Below are 16,142 nucleotides of genomic sequence, written 5' to 3'. Positions count from 1 at the left end.
GGAGCCGCCATGTTGGAACGCATCATCCGCTTCGCCATCGAGCAGCGCTGGTTGGTCCTGCTGGCCGTGCTCGGCATGGCCGGCATCGGCGTCTTCAGCTACCAGAAGCTGCCCATCGACGCCGTGCCGGACATCACCAACGTCCAGGTGCAAATCAACACCGAGGCGCCCGGCTACTCGCCGCTGGAAACCGAACAGCGCATCACCTACCCGGTCGAGACCGTGATGGCGGGCTTGCCCGGGCTGCAGCAAACCCGCTCGCTGTCGCGCTATGGGTTGTCGCAGGTCACGGTCATCTTCGAGGACGGCACCGACATCTACTTCGCCCGCCAACTCGTCAACGAACGCCTGCAGTCGGCGCGCGCGGCGTTGCCGGAGGGCATCAGCCCGGTGATCGGGCCGATCTCCACCGGCCTGGGCGAGATCTACCTCTGGACCGTCGAGGCCGACGACGGTGCGAAGAAGCCCGACGGTTCACCCTACACCGCGACCGACCTGCGCGAGATCCAGGACTGGATCATCAAGCCGCAGCTGCGCAACGTGCCGGGCGTGACCGAGATCAACTCCATCGGTGGCTACGCCAAGGAGTACCAGGTGGCACCGCACCCGGAGAAGCTGCAGGCCTTGGGTCTCACGATGGCCGACCTCGTCGCCGCCCTCGAGCGCAACAACGCCAATGTGGGGGCCGGCTACATCGAGAAGCGGGGCGAGCAGTACCTGCTGCGTGCCCCGGGCCAGGTGCGCAGCATGGACGACATCGGCCACGTGATCCTCGGCAACCAAGACGGTGTGCCGATCCGCGTCCGCGACGTTGCCACCGTCGACATCGGCCGGGAACTGCGCACCGGCGCCGCCACCGACAACGGCCGTGAAGTCGTGCTCGGCACGGTCTTCATGCTGACCGGCGAGAACAGTCGCACCGTCTCGCAAGCCGTCGCGCAGAAGATGGAAGAGATCAACCGCACGCTGCCGAAGGGCGTGCGCGCCATCACCGTCTACGACCGCACCGTGTTGGTCGACAAGGCGATCGACACGGTGAAGCGCAACCTGTTCGAAGGTGCCGTGCTGGTGATCGCGATTCTGTTCCTCTTCCTCGGCAACCTGCGCGCCGCGCTGATCACGGCCCTCGTGATCCCGCTGTCCATGCTGTTCACCTTCACCGGCATGGTGAGCCAGAAGGTCAGCGCCAACCTGATGAGTCTGGGGGCGCTGGACTTCGGCATCATCATCGACGGTGCGGTGGTGATCGTCGAGAACTGCGTGCGGCGCCTAGCCCACGCGCAAGCCCGGCACGGTCGGCCTTTGACGCGTTCGGAGCGCTTCCAGGAGGTCTTCGCGGCGTCGCAGGAGGCACGCCGTGCGCTGCTGTTCGGGCAGCTCATCATCATGATCGTGTACCTCCCGATCTTCGCGCTGACCGGCGTCGAAGGCCGCATGTTCCACCCGATGGCCTTCACCGTCGTGATCGCGCTGCTGGGCGCGATGATTCTGTCGGTCACCTTCATCCCGGCGGCCGTGGCGCTGTTCATCGGCCACCAGGTGGTCGAGAAGGAGAACCTCGTGATGCGGGCCGCCAAGCGCTGGTATGCGCCGGTGCTCGACAAGGCGATGGGCGCGCGGGCCGTGGTGCTCACCTTCGCGGGGGTGGCGGTGGTCCTGTCCGGCTTGGTCGCGACGCGGCTCGGCAGCGAGTTCGTGCCCCATCTGAACGAAGGCGACTTCGCCGTGCAGGCGCTGCGCATGCCCGGCACCAGCCTGACGCAGTCGGTCGAGATGCAGCAGCAGCTCGAGCGCACGCTGAAGGCCAAATTCCCCGAGATCGAGCGCGTCTTCGCGCGCACCGGTACCGCCGAGATCGCGGCCGACCCGATGCCGCCCAACATCTCGGACGGCTACATCATGCTGAAGCCGGAACATCAGTGGCCCGAGCCGCGCAAGACCCACGACGAACTGCTGGCGGCGGTGCAGGCGGAGATCGCGAAGCTGCCCGGGCAGAACTACGAGTTCTCCCAGCCGATCCAGTTGCGGTTCAACGAGCTGATCTCCGGCGTGCGCAGCGACGTCGCGGTGAAGGTGTTCGGCGACGACATGGACCAACTGAACCGGACGGCCCACCAGATCTCGCAGCTGCTGCAGCAGGTCCCGGGCGCCGCCGAGGTGAAGGTGGAGCAGACCACCGGCCTGCCCATGCTCACGGTGGCGATCGACCGCGAGAAGACGGCACGCTACGGGCTGAACATCGGCGACGTGCAGGACACCGTGGCCATTGCCGTGGGCGGACGCGAGGCCGGCACCTTGTTCGAGGGCGACCGGCGGTTCGACATCGTGGTGCGGCTGCCGGAGCATTTGCGCGCAGACCTCGACGCCATCGCGCGCCTGCCCGTGGCGCTGCCCAAGGGCGACCACAACGGCCGCATCAGCTTCATCCCGTTGAGCGAGGTCGCGACGCTGCAACTCGCGCCCGGCCCCAACCAGGTCAGCCGCGAGGATGGCAAACGCCGCATCGTCGTCAGCGCCAATGTGCGCGGTCGCGACATCGGCTCCTTCGTGGCCGAGGCGCAGCAGGCGCTGCAGCAAACGGTGCAGGTGCCCAGCGGCTACTGGATCGGCTGGGGCGGACAGTTCGAGAACCTGCAGTCCGCGACCGAGCGCTTGAAAATCGTGGTGCCGGTGTCGCTGATGCTGGTGTTCACGCTGCTGTTTGCGATGTTCGGCAACCTGAAGGACGGCCTGCTGGTGTTCACCGGCATCCCGTTCGCACTGACGGGCGGGATCATCGCCTTGTGGCTGCGCGGCATCCCGCTGTCGATCTCGGCTGCGGTGGGGTTTATCGCGCTGTCCGGCGTGGCGGTGCTCAACGGCCTGGTGATGATCTCGTTCATCCGTCACCTGCGGGACGAGGGCCGGCCGCTGAACGACGCCATCCGCGAGGGGGCGTTGACGCGCTTGCGGCCGGTGCTGATGACGGCACTGGTGGCCTCGCTGGGTTTTGTGCCGATGGCCATTGCCACCGGCACCGGGGCCGAGGTGCAACGACCGCTGGCCACCGTCGTCATCGGCGGCATCTTGTCCTCGACGGCTTTGACGCTGCTGGTGCTGCCCGTGCTGTACTGGCTGGTGCACCGGCGCGACGAGGCGAGCGCGGACAGCGCGCGAGCCGCGGAATCTGTGCGGCCGGCGTGACCGCGCGACCCGATGGGCCGCGACGCGTCAGCTCACGCGCGCCCCCATCACCTGTGCGAAGGAGCGTCGGTGGACAGTGGGATCTCGGTAAAACTGGGCTTCACGATACCGAGCCCGACATCCTCGACGGCGACCGCACGGACGCGTGGCGCCCCCGTCGCCCGCACGCCCCCGAAGATGGTCGCGAACGCGACGTCGGCAGCATCCCGGCCGGTGCCGATCCGGACGAAGCCCATCGGAATGCCCGTGCCCGACGGATCGAAGATGTACCAGGCATCGCCGACATAGGCTTCCACATAAGCATGAAAGTCGGGCGGGCCGTTCAAGGGATCGGCGCCATAGTCGGTTCCCGTGACGAACCGGGCGGGGATGTTGACCGCCCGGCACAGCGAGATCATCACGTGTGCGAAGTCCCGGCAGACACCCGCCTGATCGATGAGGCTCTGGACCGCAGAAGTGGTGGAACTCGAGGTGTTCGAGAGGTAGCTGATCTGCTGCTGGACCCACCTCATGATCGATTGCACCCGCTGGTAGCCCTGCGGCAGTCCGCCGAACTGCTTCGTCGCCAGCCGTAGCAGGCTGTCGGACTCACAGTAACGGCTCGGATAGATGTACCCGAGCACTTCCAGTGGAAGCCGGTGTATGGGGACCTCCTCCAGCGTCGCAGGGTCCTCGCGATGATGCCGAAGGTCCACGGTGGCCCGGTATTCCAGATGGAGTTCGCCTGGCAACGCGCGCAAGCGCAGGTAGCGGTTGCCCGTCGCCGGGTCCGCCTGGATGTCGGTCGCGACCTGTTGGTTCAAGACCAATTGCTCGGCCGAGACCGCCTGATGGCGGGTGTGCGCGGGGTGGATGTTGAAGATGAAATCGGCGCCCGGCGCGTCGACCTGGTAGCCCAGTTCGATCTGCAACTCGATCCGCACCGTGTGTGGGGCAACATCAGCGGTCATGGTCGACAGGTCCTTCGTTCCGCATCGACCGCCGGCACCGCCGACACGACACAGTGGATGAAATGCAGCTTCGCGACGGCCGGGCGCGGCAAGACGAACGGGTAGAAGTCGTGCTGGCCCATCGCACTCGACATCTCGTTCATCACGCCAGCGATGCGGCTCCATGCCTGCATCATTTCGAGGAAGGCACGGCCGTTCGGCGCCTTCGGGTCCCATAGATCGGCATCGCAAAACGGCTCGGCCTCGATGCCCACCTGCCCTGGCTGTATCCCGAAGCTGGCGGCGGTGTCGAGTGTGTCACGGAGATGAAGGTAGTGCGCCCAACTCTCGGCCCAGTCCTCCCACGGGTGCATGCTCGCGTAGGCACTGACGAAGTGCTGGCGCCAGTCGGGCCGCGGGCCCTGCTCGTAGTTGGCCTTCAGCGCCGCTGCGTAATCGAGACGTTCGTCACCAAACAGACGCCGGCTGGCGTCTTGCCAGTGTGTGCCCTCGATGAGCAGGCCCCAGTAGTAGTGCCCGACCTCATGACGAAAGTGACCGAGCAGCGTCCTGTAGGGCTCACCCATCTCCACCCGCACACGCTCGCGGACCGCGTCGTTGGCTTCGTCGAGGTTGAGCGTGATGATGCCGTGATGATGCCCCGTCATGACGCGCGGCCGCCCTGGCGTGGGGCGCAGGAAGTCGTAGGCGAGGCCGTGCTCGACGTCCTCGCTCACCTTGGAGGCGACGGGCAGCCGCAAGCCGATCAATTGCGAGACCAGGCGCCGCTTCGCCCGTTCCATGCGCAGCCACAGCACCTGGTTTTCGCCCTGCGAGAGATCGGGGATGATGCGATTGAGCCGGCAGGCCTTGCACAACGACTGCTGCGGGGAGCTGTCCTCCGGCTCGACCAGCCAGTTGCAGGCGGCCGCCGTGGTGAAGTTGGCGCAACGCCGGAAAGACGGGCTGGTCTTGCCGCTGCCGGCAATACACCAGGTGCCGGGTGCGAACCCCGGGTCCAGCGAGTACAGCGCCAACCGGGACGGCACATATCCCAGCGGCGTGCCGCACGAGAGGCACCGGCTGTTGCGGAAAAAAATCTGCCGGCCGCAGCCGCAACGGTATGCGCGCGGCGTTCCCAGGCCCACGGCTCCCGACGGGAGTTGCATGAAGGCTTCAAATGCGGTCATCGGGCCTTTCGGGTTGGCGCGGCGCGTCTGGGGCCGGCGCGTTGCGGAGCGTGTGGACCTCAAGCAATCGAGGGCCCTGAGGAGCCGTACTCCAGTGGCAACGTGGCTTCAGCTCCTGTGACGAGCGGCACCGTGCACGGTGCAGAAAGAAGCGAAAGAAACGCGGCTGGCGGGCGCCCTGATTGCTCGATCTTTGCTGCACTGCTCCTCTCAGACGCCCCCGTCGGGTGCAGCGAGGCCGGGCAGGGCGTCCGATTGCAGCGGCGCCGGGGCCTGCAGGTGGCGGCTCGGTGGGAGCGGCTTCGGGATACGGAGCGGTCATGGAATTTTCTGAACTGTTCGCGCAGAGTGCCCGGGAAGTGTTGCCGCTCGCACGGGCAAAAGGGCTGGTCTCCTACTTCGACTATCTCGGCCCGTACATCGACATGCCGCTCGGCGACACCGGCACACATGCGGCTGCTCACCGCATCATGCTGGGGATGACGGACTGCATGGACGCGGGCTTCGTGATGTTCTGCGCGGAAGTGGAAACGCCCGTCACGGGCGTCAGCTCGGTGGTCGTCCACGCCGCGGGAACCGGCACGGCCGCAGCCGCCGGCGCGATCGAAGACGTGCGACAGCGCCTTCAACTGAGAACGGACGCCGCGTTGAACGGGCAGACCGGTGCTACATCGGGTGTCTGTCCCGCCACGGGCGGCCGCGTGGAGTTCATAGATGCGGGGTCGGAAGGGCTGGTGATCTCGCTCAAAACCAGCTTCCGGGCGGTCGAACTGCGGGGCGCCGAACCGTTGCCTTACGCAGAAGGTGTTGCGGCGTGGCTGGTGAGCCCGGTCCTCGGGAGCCTCGATTCCGTCGGGCGGCGGCTGCGCCGCCTGGGCTGGCACGTCAGGTCCTTTCGTTCGCTGGCGGAGGTATCGACGCAGCTTCTTCTCCCCGAGAGGGAGCCCGGCGCCGCGACGCCCATGCTGCTGGTCGCCGCCGAGTTCAGTCAAAGTGATCTGGCCGAGATGGAGCACATCGCCGCGACCATTCCCTCCCTCTGGACCGTGCTGGCGGTGCTCGCCGGCTCGCCGACGCTTCTGGCCCGTGGCGCCACCGCGGTGGACATCCGCGTGCTGCCGCTCAGCCCCCGGGAACTTGAACAGTTCACCGCACACATCGACCGACGCACGTCGACGAGCGTATCTCGAGAGACCGCGCCCAGCCCTCTGTATGCGCCCGACGCCGGCTTTGTGCTGGTTGTCGACGACAGCCCGGTGAACCAGTTGGTCGCCCGTGCCCAACTGGAACTGCTGGGCTACGAAGTGGCCGTGGTCGCGGATGGTTCGGCGGCCCTGGCCTTCTGCCACCAACACCCGCCGGACATGGTGTTGATGGACGTCGACATGCCGGTGATGGGCGGACTGGAAGCGACGGGACGCCTGCGCGCGCAGCAGCAGGTGGGAGCATTGCCGCCTTTTCCCATCGTCGCAGCCACCGCCGACGACAACCCGCTGCGACGTCACGCATGCTCGGACGCCGGCATGGACGGGTATCTGGCGAAGCCGGTGGACCTGCTCGCCCTTGCCGACGAAGTCCACCGGGTCCTGCCGACCCGGCCCTTGGCACACGGTTGAGGCGCGCCTGCCGTGGACACGACGGCATCGGTCAGTTCACGCAAGGTCGTACCGATCCCTCAGCTCGTCGATGGCGGACCGGATCTCCAGCGCCCACTCGCCTTCCTGCAAGCTGCCGCATTCGAACCCGTCGATGTCCCAGTTGCGGCCTTCGGCATCTCGCGAATGCGGCTTTGGGAGTGTCAGGCGAAAACCGTCAACGCCACCTTGCATTTCTGCCTGGAGACGGGGGATACGTCGCAGGCGCTCTTCGACCAGCTGTCCGAGGGGCTCGGCCGACAGCGGCTCCTTTGCGTCTGCATCGCTGCGACGACCGTAGCCTTCGAAGCCGCGCTGCCACGCATCGTGCTTGCGCGACCATTCACGCAGCGATTCTCCGGTCACGGCCGGCATGTTCTCGCGCTTCAGGAACGGGTTCGACTGCCACGCATGGCCGCCCCGCGCGGCACGGGCGCCTTCTCGTTCGAGGGCGGACTCGTCAAAAGGGGCCTTCATCACAACTCCTGTCTACCGGTGCTGGTAAGGCTCATCCTCGCGGGGTCCCTTCTTCGGTTCTGCTCCTGTCGAAAAGGCGCGGTCGCGCGCTTCGCACTGCCGGGCGTGGCCTGCTCGCCACGCTTCACGCCGCCGGCTGCAGGCGGTGCGGTACTCCCCGAGGGGCGACCAAGTGCCGGTGCGCGGGCCAGCGGGGGACGGAATGTGCACCTAAAAACCACGCGAGCGCATGTCTACCGAAGCATGGTACTCACTCCCGACTGCTGCAGCGCCCCATTCTGTAAGGAGGGATATTGGTTCTACGGACCGATGTGCGTAGCCGGGTCACGCCGTATCAGCGTTCCCCTCGGCGGCCATCACCTTGTCCGGCGTCATCGGCGTGCTGCGCACCCGCCGCCCGGTGGCGTGGAAGATCGCGTTGCTGATCGCGGCGGCCACGCCCACGATGCCGATCTCGCCGACCCCCTTGGCCCCCAGCCGGCTGACGATGCGGTCCTCCTCCTCGGTGAAGATCACTTCCACCTCGGGCATGTCGGCGTTCACCGGGATGTGGTACTCCGCGTAGTTGTGGTTCATGAAGCGCCCCAGCCGGTGGTCGGCCAGTGTCTCTTCGTGCAGCGCCTGGCTGATGCCCCACACCACACCGCCGATCACCTGGCTGCGCGCCGTTTTGGGGTTGATGATGCGGCCCGCATCGACGACGCTCACCACGCGCGTCACACGCACGGTGCCGAAATCCTCGTCGACCCGGACTTCACAGAACACGGCCGAGTGGGTGGCGCGCACGTACTTCTTCTGCTTGAGCATGTTGGGCAGCAGCAGGTACGTCACCTCCAAGGCCGCCTTGCCGGCGCAGGCCAGGATGTCGGTCAAGCGTATCGCGACGGCAGGATCGGACCGCAGCCGCATCCAACCGTTTTCGAAGATCACGTGTGCGGCCGTGGCCTTTGCGAAGGGCGATTGCGGCAGCCGGGCGGCTTCCTTGAGCAAGGTCTTTTGCAACTTTTCGCATGCACCCTCCACGGCCGAGCCGATGGTGGTCACATGTGAGGAGCCCCCTTCCACCGGCGCCACCGGCAGGGTCGAGTCGCCGAGTTCGAAGCGCACCTGCTCCAGTGGCCACCCCATGGCCGCGGCCGCAATCTGGGCCATCACCGTGTAGGTGCCGGTGCCGATGTCCGTCGCGGCGCTGCTGACGACGAGCACCCCGTCCGCTTGCAGCCTTGCGCGCGCGCGCGCGAACATCTGCGACGCGTCCCAAGTGCCGGTGGCCATGCCCCAGCCTACCCATACCCGGCCGTCGCGCATCGAGCGCGGCGCCAGCGGGCGCTGCGCCCACCCGAAGCGCTCGGCGCCGCGCTCGTAGCAGGTGCGCAAGGCCTTGGTGGAGAAGGGCAGCCCCTTTGCCGCGTCGTGCTCGGCGTAGTTCTTCAAGCGCAGCGCCAAGGGGTCCATGCCCAGACGATGCGCCAGTTCGTCCATCGCCACTTCCAGCGCGTAGACGCCGTGGGCGGCACCCGGTGCCCGCATGTCGATGGGCGTGTATTGGTCGAGCTTCACCAGTTGGTAGTTCTGGCGCACGTTGTCACAGCGGTACAGCTGGCCCGACCAGTTGACGACCACCTCGACATAGTCTTCGAAGCGGGAGGTCTCGGCCACCGCCTCGTGGATGATGGACCGCAGTGTGCCGTCGGTGTCCGCACCCAGCGCGACACGCTGCAGCGTCTCGGGCCGGTGGCCGAAGGTGAACATCTGCTGGCGTGTCAGCACCACGCGCACCGAGCGCTTCACGTGCAACGCGGCCATCACGGCCATCAGCAACGGATACTGCGGGCGCAGGCCGGACCCGAAGGCGCCGCCCACGTAAGGATTTCTCACCGTCACCTTGTCTTTCGACAAGCCGAACGCACGCGACACCACCCAGCGGCAGTTCTGCGAGCCTTGGGTCTTGTCGTAGATCGTCAGGTGACCGTCGGGCCCGTAGATCACGGTGGTCGCGTGCATCTCCATCGGGTTGTGATGCTCGACGCCGCTGTAGTACTCGCCGCGGTGCTGCACGGGCGCGGCCGCGAGGGCGGCGTCCGCGTCACCGCGGGGTTTCGGCGGGGGCGAGTAGCCCGCCTTCAGGCGGCTGGGGATGTGGCTGCGGTGCAAGCCGGCGCGCAACTCCGTTTCGTGCGGCTCGGCGCAACAGTGCACCCGCACCAGGCCCGCGGCATGGCGGGCCGCCTCGAAGGTCTGCGCGATCACCAGCGCGACCGGTTGGCCGCTGTAGCAGATGCGGTCGTCGTGCAGCGGCTTGAAGGGCGAACCTTCCGGGGCGATCATGTCTTTGTAGAGCATGCCCAGCGAGCGCATCTTGGGCCGGTTCAGGTGGCTCAGAACGTCCACCACTCCCGGCACCGCCAAGGCGTCGCCGGTGTCGATGCTGTCGATCCGGCCGCGGGCGATGGTGCTGTTGACCACCACGCCGTAAAGCAGGCCCTGCGCGGGGTGTTCGGCGGCATAGCGGGCGTGGCCGGTGACTTTGGCAACCCCGTCGACACGCGGGACCGGCTGCCCGATGCGGACCGGGCCCGTGCCGGGCGGCGCCATGGGCTGCTGGTCGTTGTGGGGGGAGTTCGCGGCGCTCATCGGGTCACCTCCAGACGCCGGCTGCCGTCGCGTTCGCCTTGCAGGCGGGCGCCGTCTTCGCCGGTGTTGCTGATCTCTCCGGCCGCCGCCATCTCCAGCGCCCGCACGATGGCGCGCCGCGCCAGCGGGATCTTGAAGCTGTTGCCGGGCGGGCCGTCCGGCAACCCCGGACCGCCCCAGGGGCGCGCCTCGGCGAGCAACACGTCGGCCGCCAGCGAGAAGGTGGCGGCCGTGGCCGGCCGGCCGACCAGCAGCGCCTCGGCCGCGGGGTCACGCCAAGGCTTGTGGGCGACACCGCCCAACGCGATGCGCGCTGACTGCACCCTGCCGTCCTCGCTGAGTTCGAGCGCGGCGGCGACCGAGACCAGTGCAAACGCATAAGAGGCCCGCTCGCGCAGCTTCAAATAGCAGCTGCGCGCGGCGTAGCGTCGCGCATCGGGCAGCACGAGGTGCGTGATCAGTTCGTCGGACGCCAGGGTGGTGTCGATCTCGGGCTGATCGCCGGGCAGGCGGTGAAACTCGGCGAACGGAATCTCGCGCGCCCCCCGGGCCGACCGCACCTGCACCACGGCCTCGAGCGCCGCCAGCGCCACACACATGTCGGACGGGTGCGTGGCAATGCAATGCGGGCTCGCGCCCAGGATGGCGTGCTGCCGTGCGAGGCCGGTCGCGGCCGGGCAGCCGCTGCCCGGCGTGTGCTTGTTGCACGGCACGCCCGCGTCATAGAAATACACGCATCGCGTGCGCTGCAGCAGGTTGCCGCCATTGGTGGCCATGTTGCGGATCTGCGGCGATGCGCCGGCGAGGATGGCCGCCCGCAGCAACGGATAGCCCTTGCGCACCAGCGGATGGTGGGCCGTGTCGGCGTTGGTGGCCAAGGCGCCGAGCCGCAGGCCGCCGTTCGGTTCGGCGGTGATGTCGGCCAGCGGCAAGGCGTTCAAGTCCACGAGGAGCGGGGGCTTCATCACCCGTTCCTTCATCAAGTCCAGCAGGTTGGTGCCGCCCGCAATGAACCGACCTTGGCCCGGCAAGGTGCCGATCGCGGCCAGCGCTTCTTCCACCGACCCGGGCGCCACGTACTCAAACGGATGCATGGGGGCCCCCCTGCGCGTCGTCCGCTGGTCGACGGTGCACTTGCACCACCACCTCGGCCACGGCGTCGGTGATCTGCGGGTACGCCCCGCAGCGACACAGGTTGCCACTCATCCGCTCGCGCAGTTCCGCCAGGTTGACCGGCGGCGCTTCGTTCAGCAAGCCGGCGGCGGAGCACAACTGCCCGGGCGTGCAGTAGCCGCATTGGAAGGCGTCGTGCTCGATGAAGGCTTGCTGCAGCGGGTGCAGGGCCGGTTGGGTGCCGTCTGGTTGCGGGCCAGCGAGCCCTTCGATCGTCGTGATCTGGGCGCCTTGCTGCATCACGGCAAGCGTGAGACAGGCATTGATCCGCCGCCCGTTGCGCAGGACCGTGCAGGCACCGCACTGCCCGTGATCGCACCCTTTCTTGGTGCCGGTGAGGCCGAGGTGATCCCGCAGCAGGTCGAGCAGGGTGACCCAGGTCTCCACGACCACGGTGTGCGGCGTTCCATTCAGATTGAACTGCAGTTCCCTGCGAGGGATGTCGGCGATGGCGAGGTCTTGCCGCGTGTGAGTCTGAGTCGAGGCCGGGCGGGCGCGGGGGGTGAGCGCAGTGGACATGGCAATTTTCGTCGTTCCCGATGACGGCGGTCCGAGCAATCCATATGCCATTGCGCCCGTGCTTGTTCAGGGACTACCTCTTCTCACAGCAAAGGCTTTGCTGCGACGGCAGGAGTACCATGAACAGTTGCAGATAAGAACCGATGGTTAGGGAGCAACGCAAGTGGCTGTCCGACACGCTGCGAATGGTGTCGGGGGAGGGCTTGCCATGAGCAACAAGTCGCGATGTGTTGGGCCGCTCGAGGCCGCCGATACGATGGCCTCCGCGAATGATCTGCCGCATGTCGTGCAGGAAATCCTCGATGGCCTCGAAGTCCGCTTCGCCGGCCGGCACGACCGGTGTCCGCTGTTCGGCCCGGCACTGGAGGGCCTGATCGGTGCGACGGGGAGCCGGCAGGGCCTGATCGCCGAGGTCGGGTCCTTGCAGCACGGGTCGCCGCAACGACTGCGCACCATCATCGTCACCGACCTGGCCTGGCCCCAGGCCACCCGTTTGTGCTACGACGATCTCCAGGCTGACGGGGCGGCGCTGCTGCAACTGACCGACGAGGTGCGCGCCACGAGCGCCGTGCCTGACCACGAGCCGGTCGTTGCAACAGGGCGCGGGGGGCGGCCGTATCTGGGCTTTCCGCTGCGCTTTGCCGAGCGGCTGATCGGCGTGCTTGCGTTGTCCGGGCGCTCCGGCGGGTACGCGGAGCCGCTGCTGACCGACCTCCGGCCCTTTGTCGTCAGCCTTTCCTACCTGCTGTACCGGTTCCTGACCCGTACCTCGGCGACAGCCGAGGCGGCGCAGCAGCAGGAGCGCCGCCTCGGCACCATCGTGGAGCACATGCGTGACGTCGTGTGCATCTACAGCCCGCAGGGCATCTATGAATACGTCAGCCCCTCAGCGCGGTTGGTGTTGGGGTACACCCATCAGGCCTTGGTGGGGCGTCGCGCGCTGGAGCTGGTGCATGTCGACGATCGTCGCAAGCTGCAGCGCGGCATGGCCCGGCTTGGGGACGATGCGCGCCAGCAACCGCTGGTATTGCATCGGTTCCGCCATGCCGACGGACGCTGGATCTGGCTGGAAACCTTGCTCGCGCCGCTGCTGGACAGCGATGCAGCGCTGAACGGGGTGCTGTCGGTTTCGCGCGACATGACGTCGCGCGTGATGGCCGAGGAAAAAGCACGGGCGCAGCACCTGTTGCTGCACAAGCTGTCGCAGCACGTGCCCGGTGTGCTGTTCCAGTATCAGCAAGGCCCGGACGGAAAAAAGTCCATGCCTTATGCCAGCGCCGGGCTCGCGGACCTCTGCGGCCTGTCGCCCAGGGCGGTGCGGAAGTCGACACGGTCCCTGTGCCCGCGGGTGCATCCCGAGGACCTGCCCCTGGTCGAGCGGCAACTCGAGTGCTCGGCGGCACAACTCGCCGCGTGGGCCGGGACCTTCCGGACCACGGCCTCGGACGGACAGGAGCGCTGGGTGGCCGTCAACGCGGCGCCCGAGCGCTTGCGCGACGACGGCGTGCTCTGGCATGGGTACGCCGTCGACATCACCGAGCGACGCGAACTGCTGCAGCAGCAGCTGACGATGAAAGCCGCTCAGCACGCGAGCGCGGCCAAGACCGCGTTTCTCGCGCGCATGAGCCACGAACTGCGCACGCCGCTGAACGCGGTGATCGGCTTTGCGCAGCTGCTCGACATGAGCCTGCAGAAGACCGGCCACGACACACACCGCGGCTATGCACGCAACATCCTCGACGCCGGGCGACATGTGCTCTCGGTGCTCAGCGATGTGCTGGAGCTGTCGACGATCGAGGCGGGCGGCATGTCCTTGTCGATCGAGGCAACCCATGTGTTGTCGGTGGTCAAGGAGGCGGTTGTCATCGCGAGCGCCGAAGCAGCGCGTCGAAGCGTGGACGTGAAAGTGGCGCTCGGCGATGTCGATGCGTTTGTCAGCGCCGACCGCACACGTTTGCGGCAAGTGATCGTGAACCTGATCAGCAATGCGATCAAATACAACCGCCCAGGCGGCGCGGTGACGCTGTTGCTGGAGCTGTCCGAACACGAGGTCGCGCTGCACGTGCAGGACACCGGACGCGGCATGTCGCCCGAGCAGCTGTCCCGCCTTTACCAGCCGTTCAACCGGCTGGGCGTCGGGGCCGAAGTCGAGGGGACGGGCATCGGCCTCGTCATCACGCGCAACTTGGTGGAGTTGATGTTCGGGCGCCTAACGGTGGTCAGTACCGCCGGAGTCGGCAGCACGTTCACCGTCCACCTGAAGCGCCTGCAAGACGGACCGAGCCAAGACCGCGAGCCGCTTCAGGAAATGGTGGCGGCGCCGGACGACCAGGGCCAACACGTGGTGCTCTACGTCGAGGACAACGACGTCAACGTGCTGCTGCTGAAGGAGGTGCTGCGGTACCGCCCGGCCGTGCGGCTGTTGACCGCCTGCAGCGGCGCCCAGGCACTGGAGCTGTTGCACCGGGAGGTGCCGGACCTGCTGCTGCTGGACATGCACCTGGGTGACACGACCGGCATGGCGCTGCTGAACGTGATCCGCAAGGACGCCCGCATGACCGACGTGCCCTGCGTCGCGGTCTCGGCGGACGGCATGCCGGAGCAAGTGCGCAGCGCGCTGCGCGGCGGGTTCACCGACTACCTGGTGAAACCCGTCGACGTGCAGCAGGTGTTGAAGTGCCTCGACCGTCACTTGTCAGCCGCCAGGTCGCACGACAACGGCGCGGCCGAGAACGGAGGCCACTGAAGGGTGGGCCCGCACGGCGGTCAGGCGCCGGGCCAGACGGTGGTGCGGTCCCACCCACCGCTGGCCGGTTCAGGCCGTCCTCAACACCCCACCCTGAACCTCCGCCAGATCCTCCTGGAAGCGTCCATAACTCGCCGGCGAGAAGCGCACGGCCAGCACCACCATGCCCAGGCTCGCCACCGCCATCAGCAGCCAGATGTAGGACAGGTCGTTGAAGACATCGCGCAAGCTGCCGGCGGTCAGCGGGACCAGGCTTGCGATGATGAAGCCGCCGCCCTGCACGAACGCCGTGAAGTTGCCGGCCAGCGTCGGATCTTTCAGGTGATCCATGGCCACGATGATGGACAGCGGGAACAGGATGCCGATGCCCACGCCCAGCAGCGACACGGCAAAGTACGGTGCCACCAGCGGCGCGACGATCAACATCAAAAACCCGGCCGCGACCAGCAGCAGCGAGGTGATCAACAGCCCGCGGCGGTCCGGGAAGCGGTTGATGGTGAGCGACAGCCACAGCGCGGTCAGCGCCTCGACGATGGTCAGCACGGATAGCAGCAAGCCAGCCACGCCTTTGGTCAAACCCAGCCCGATGTAGAACGGCGAGATCCAGGCCATGGCCAGCATGAAGGCGCCGGTGCCGATGCCGAAGAACAGCAGCAGCGACCAACAGCGGCCGATGCGCCAGAACGGCACGCTGCCGCCCTTGGCCGCGGCACCCGGCTGTGCCGTGCTGCGCCCTGCGTACTGGCTGTTGCGCGACGCCAGCATCCACACCACGGTCGCGCCGACAGCCGGCAGGGCCCAGCCCGCCAGGGTGGACAGCCAGCCCAGCTGATCCTCCAACCACGAGGCCGTGCCAGAGCCAATCGCGGCACCGGCCACGATGCCAGTGGAGTACAGCGCCAGCACACTGCTGGTGGAGGCGCCGAAGTTGCGCTTGATGAAGCCGGGCAGCAGCGCCTGGATCACGGCAATGCCCAGCCCAACCAGCACGGCGCTGGCGAACAGCCCGTATCGGTTGTCGGCCCACAGGCGCATCAAGCAGGCCACCGCGATGATGGCGCCGCCGATCGCGATGCCGCCGCGCTCGCCAAGCGCCTGCCGGATGCTGGCGGCATAGATGGCACCGAGGCCCATCATCAGGACAGGGATGGTCGTCAACAGGCTGATGCCGATCGATCGGACCTGGGCGAACTGGCTGATGGACTGGATCAGCGGGCCGATGGCGGCGATCGCGGGTCTGAGGTTGAGGGATAGCAGCAGGATGGCGAGCAACAAAAAGGTGCGTGCCAGCTTGTGGGTTTGGCTCATGGTGAGAGCTCCTGGTGTGGAGGTGGGAAACGCCCGCCAGGCGGTCGGTCGGTCCGAAGACGAGCGAGCACCTGCAGCGGGCGAGGAGATTGGTTCGTTCCCGGCTCAGTACCTGTAGCCGGGCGGGCGCAGCAACTCGTCCAGATGCGGCTGGATCAGCGGCTGGTAGACCTGCTCTTTCCAGAGCGCCGGCTCGACCTGTTGCAGGTCGATGGACACGGCGTCTGCAGGGCACGACAACGCCTGCTGAAGCAGCTGCGTCAGCGTTTGCTGCAGACGCTCGAGGTTGGCCGCGGGAATCTCGGCCTTGAAGCAGCGAATGACAACGTGAGGCATGAGAGGGCTCCTA

At 67.2% G+C, this 16,142-nt stretch carries 11 protein-coding genes; 3 read left to right on the top strand and 8 right to left on the bottom strand.

Translation table 11 applies throughout. From position 1 onward, the window contains the following. Nucleotides 1-9: 9 nt before the first annotated feature. A complete protein-coding gene (locus tag AAW51_RS25950; protein ID WP_047196930.1) occupies nt 10-3,183 on the top strand; it encodes an efflux RND transporter permease subunit in 3,174 nt (1,057 codons plus the stop codon). A gap of 47 nt (nt 3,184-3,230) precedes the next feature. Here the strand turns inward: AAW51_RS25950 and AAW51_RS25945 are convergent, their stop codons facing one another. Together AAW51_RS25945 and AAW51_RS25940 are read right to left on the bottom strand one after the other, a co-directional pair. Next, nucleotides 3,231-4,133 carry a transglutaminase-like domain-containing protein gene (locus tag AAW51_RS25945; RefSeq protein WP_047196929.1) on the bottom strand — a complete coding sequence of 301 codons (903 nt, stop codon included), beginning with the start codon at nt 4,131-4,133 and terminating at the stop codon, nt 3,231-3,233. Beyond that, nucleotides 4,130-5,302 (bottom strand): zinc-binding metallopeptidase family protein, encoded by a 1,173-nt coding sequence (locus AAW51_RS25940; protein WP_047196928.1) that lies wholly within the window; start codon nt 5,300-5,302, stop codon nt 4,130-4,132. The genes AAW51_RS25945 and AAW51_RS25940 overlap by 4 nt, the downstream gene beginning before the upstream one ends. Nucleotides 5,303-5,622: 320 nt before the next feature. Between AAW51_RS25940 and AAW51_RS25935 the strand changes: the two genes are divergently transcribed. Then, entirely contained in the window at nt 5,623-6,918 is a 1,296-nt protein-coding gene (locus AAW51_RS25935) for a response regulator (protein ID WP_047196927.1), read from the top strand. Nucleotides 6,919-6,954: 36 nt separating this feature from the next. Here AAW51_RS25935 and AAW51_RS28595 read toward each other — a convergent pair whose 3' ends face one another. The 4 genes from AAW51_RS28595 to AAW51_RS25915 form a co-directional block, all read right to left on the bottom strand. Next, a complete protein-coding gene (locus AAW51_RS28595; RefSeq protein WP_053013921.1) occupies nt 6,955-7,413 on the bottom strand; it encodes a CrpP-related protein in 459 nt (152 codons plus the stop codon). A gap of 324 nt (nt 7,414-7,737) precedes the next feature. Next, a complete protein-coding gene (locus AAW51_RS25925; protein WP_047196926.1) occupies nt 7,738-10,047 on the bottom strand; it encodes a xanthine dehydrogenase family protein molybdopterin-binding subunit in 2,310 nt (769 codons plus the stop codon). Continuing rightward, the gene (locus AAW51_RS25920; RefSeq protein ID WP_047196925.1) at nt 10,044-11,141 is read right to left on the bottom strand and encodes an FAD binding domain-containing protein; all 1,098 of its coding nucleotides are present in this window, start codon (nt 11,139-11,141) and stop codon (nt 10,044-10,046) included. Before AAW51_RS25920 ends, AAW51_RS25925 begins: the two co-directional genes overlap by 4 nt. Next, on the bottom strand, nt 11,128-11,739 hold the full coding sequence (locus AAW51_RS25915; protein WP_083438591.1) for a (2Fe-2S)-binding protein: 612 nt from the start codon (nt 11,737-11,739) through the stop codon (nt 11,128-11,130). The genes AAW51_RS25920 and AAW51_RS25915 overlap by 14 nt, the downstream gene beginning before the upstream one ends. 208 nt (nt 11,740-11,947) lie before the next feature. On the opposite strand from AAW51_RS25915, the gene AAW51_RS28590 reads away from it, so the two are divergent. Next, nucleotides 11,948-14,485, top strand: a complete 2,538-nt coding sequence (locus tag AAW51_RS28590; RefSeq protein ID WP_053013920.1) for a PAS domain-containing hybrid sensor histidine kinase/response regulator — start codon at nt 11,948-11,950, stop codon at nt 14,483-14,485. A gap of 69 nt (nt 14,486-14,554) precedes the next feature. Here the strand turns inward: AAW51_RS28590 and AAW51_RS25905 are convergent, their stop codons facing one another. After that, entirely contained in the window at nt 14,555-15,793 is a 1,239-nt protein-coding gene (locus tag AAW51_RS25905; protein WP_053013919.1) for an MFS transporter, read from the bottom strand. 105 nt (nt 15,794-15,898) lie between these two features. Continuing rightward, nucleotides 15,899-16,129: a tautomerase family protein gene (locus AAW51_RS25900; protein WP_047196924.1), complete on the bottom strand. Its 231-nt coding sequence runs from the start codon at nt 16,127-16,129 to the stop codon at nt 15,899-15,901. Nucleotides 16,130-16,142: the final 13 nt, after the last annotated feature.

Source organism: Caldimonas brevitalea, from assembly GCF_001017435.1.
GTDB classification, from domain to species: Bacteria; Pseudomonadota; Gammaproteobacteria; order Burkholderiales; family Burkholderiaceae_C; genus Caldimonas; species Caldimonas brevitalea.
The sequence above is the reverse complement of the archived record's forward strand: the minus strand, read 5'-3'. Positions and strand labels throughout refer to the sequence as shown.

Bases quoted from the DNA above. Each gene is read 5' to 3' on its own strand.
- AAW51_RS25950 (WP_047196930.1), top strand. From the start codon at position 10: ATGTTGGAACGCATCATCCGCTTCGCCATCGAGCAGCGCTGGTTGGTC.
- AAW51_RS25945 (WP_047196929.1), bottom strand. From the start codon at position 4,133: ATGACCGCTGATGTTGCCCCACACACGGTGCGGATCGAGTTGCAGATC.
- AAW51_RS25940 (WP_047196928.1), bottom strand. From the start codon at position 5,302: ATGACCGCATTTGAAGCCTTCATGCAACTCCCGTCGGGAGCCGTGGGC.
- AAW51_RS25935 (WP_047196927.1), top strand. From the start codon at position 5,623: ATGGAATTTTCTGAACTGTTCGCGCAGAGTGCCCGGGAAGTGTTGCCG.
- AAW51_RS28595 (WP_053013921.1), bottom strand. From the start codon at position 7,413: ATGAAGGCCCCTTTTGACGAGTCCGCCCTCGAACGAGAAGGCGCCCGT.
- AAW51_RS25925 (WP_047196926.1), bottom strand. From the start codon at position 10,047: ATGAGCGCCGCGAACTCCCCCCACAACGACCAGCAGCCCATGGCGCCG.
- AAW51_RS25920 (WP_047196925.1), bottom strand. From the start codon at position 11,141: ATGCATCCGTTTGAGTACGTGGCGCCCGGGTCGGTGGAAGAAGCGCTG.
- AAW51_RS25915 (WP_083438591.1), bottom strand. From the start codon at position 11,739: ATGTCCACTGCGCTCACCCCCCGCGCCCGCCCGGCCTCGACTCAGACT.
- AAW51_RS28590 (WP_053013920.1), top strand. From the start codon at position 11,948: ATGAGCAACAAGTCGCGATGTGTTGGGCCGCTCGAGGCCGCCGATACG.
- AAW51_RS25905 (WP_053013919.1), bottom strand. From the start codon at position 15,793: ATGAGCCAAACCCACAAGCTGGCACGCACCTTTTTGTTGCTCGCCATC.
- AAW51_RS25900 (WP_047196924.1), bottom strand. From the start codon at position 16,129: ATGCCTCACGTTGTCATTCGCTGCTTCAAGGCCGAGATTCCCGCGGCC.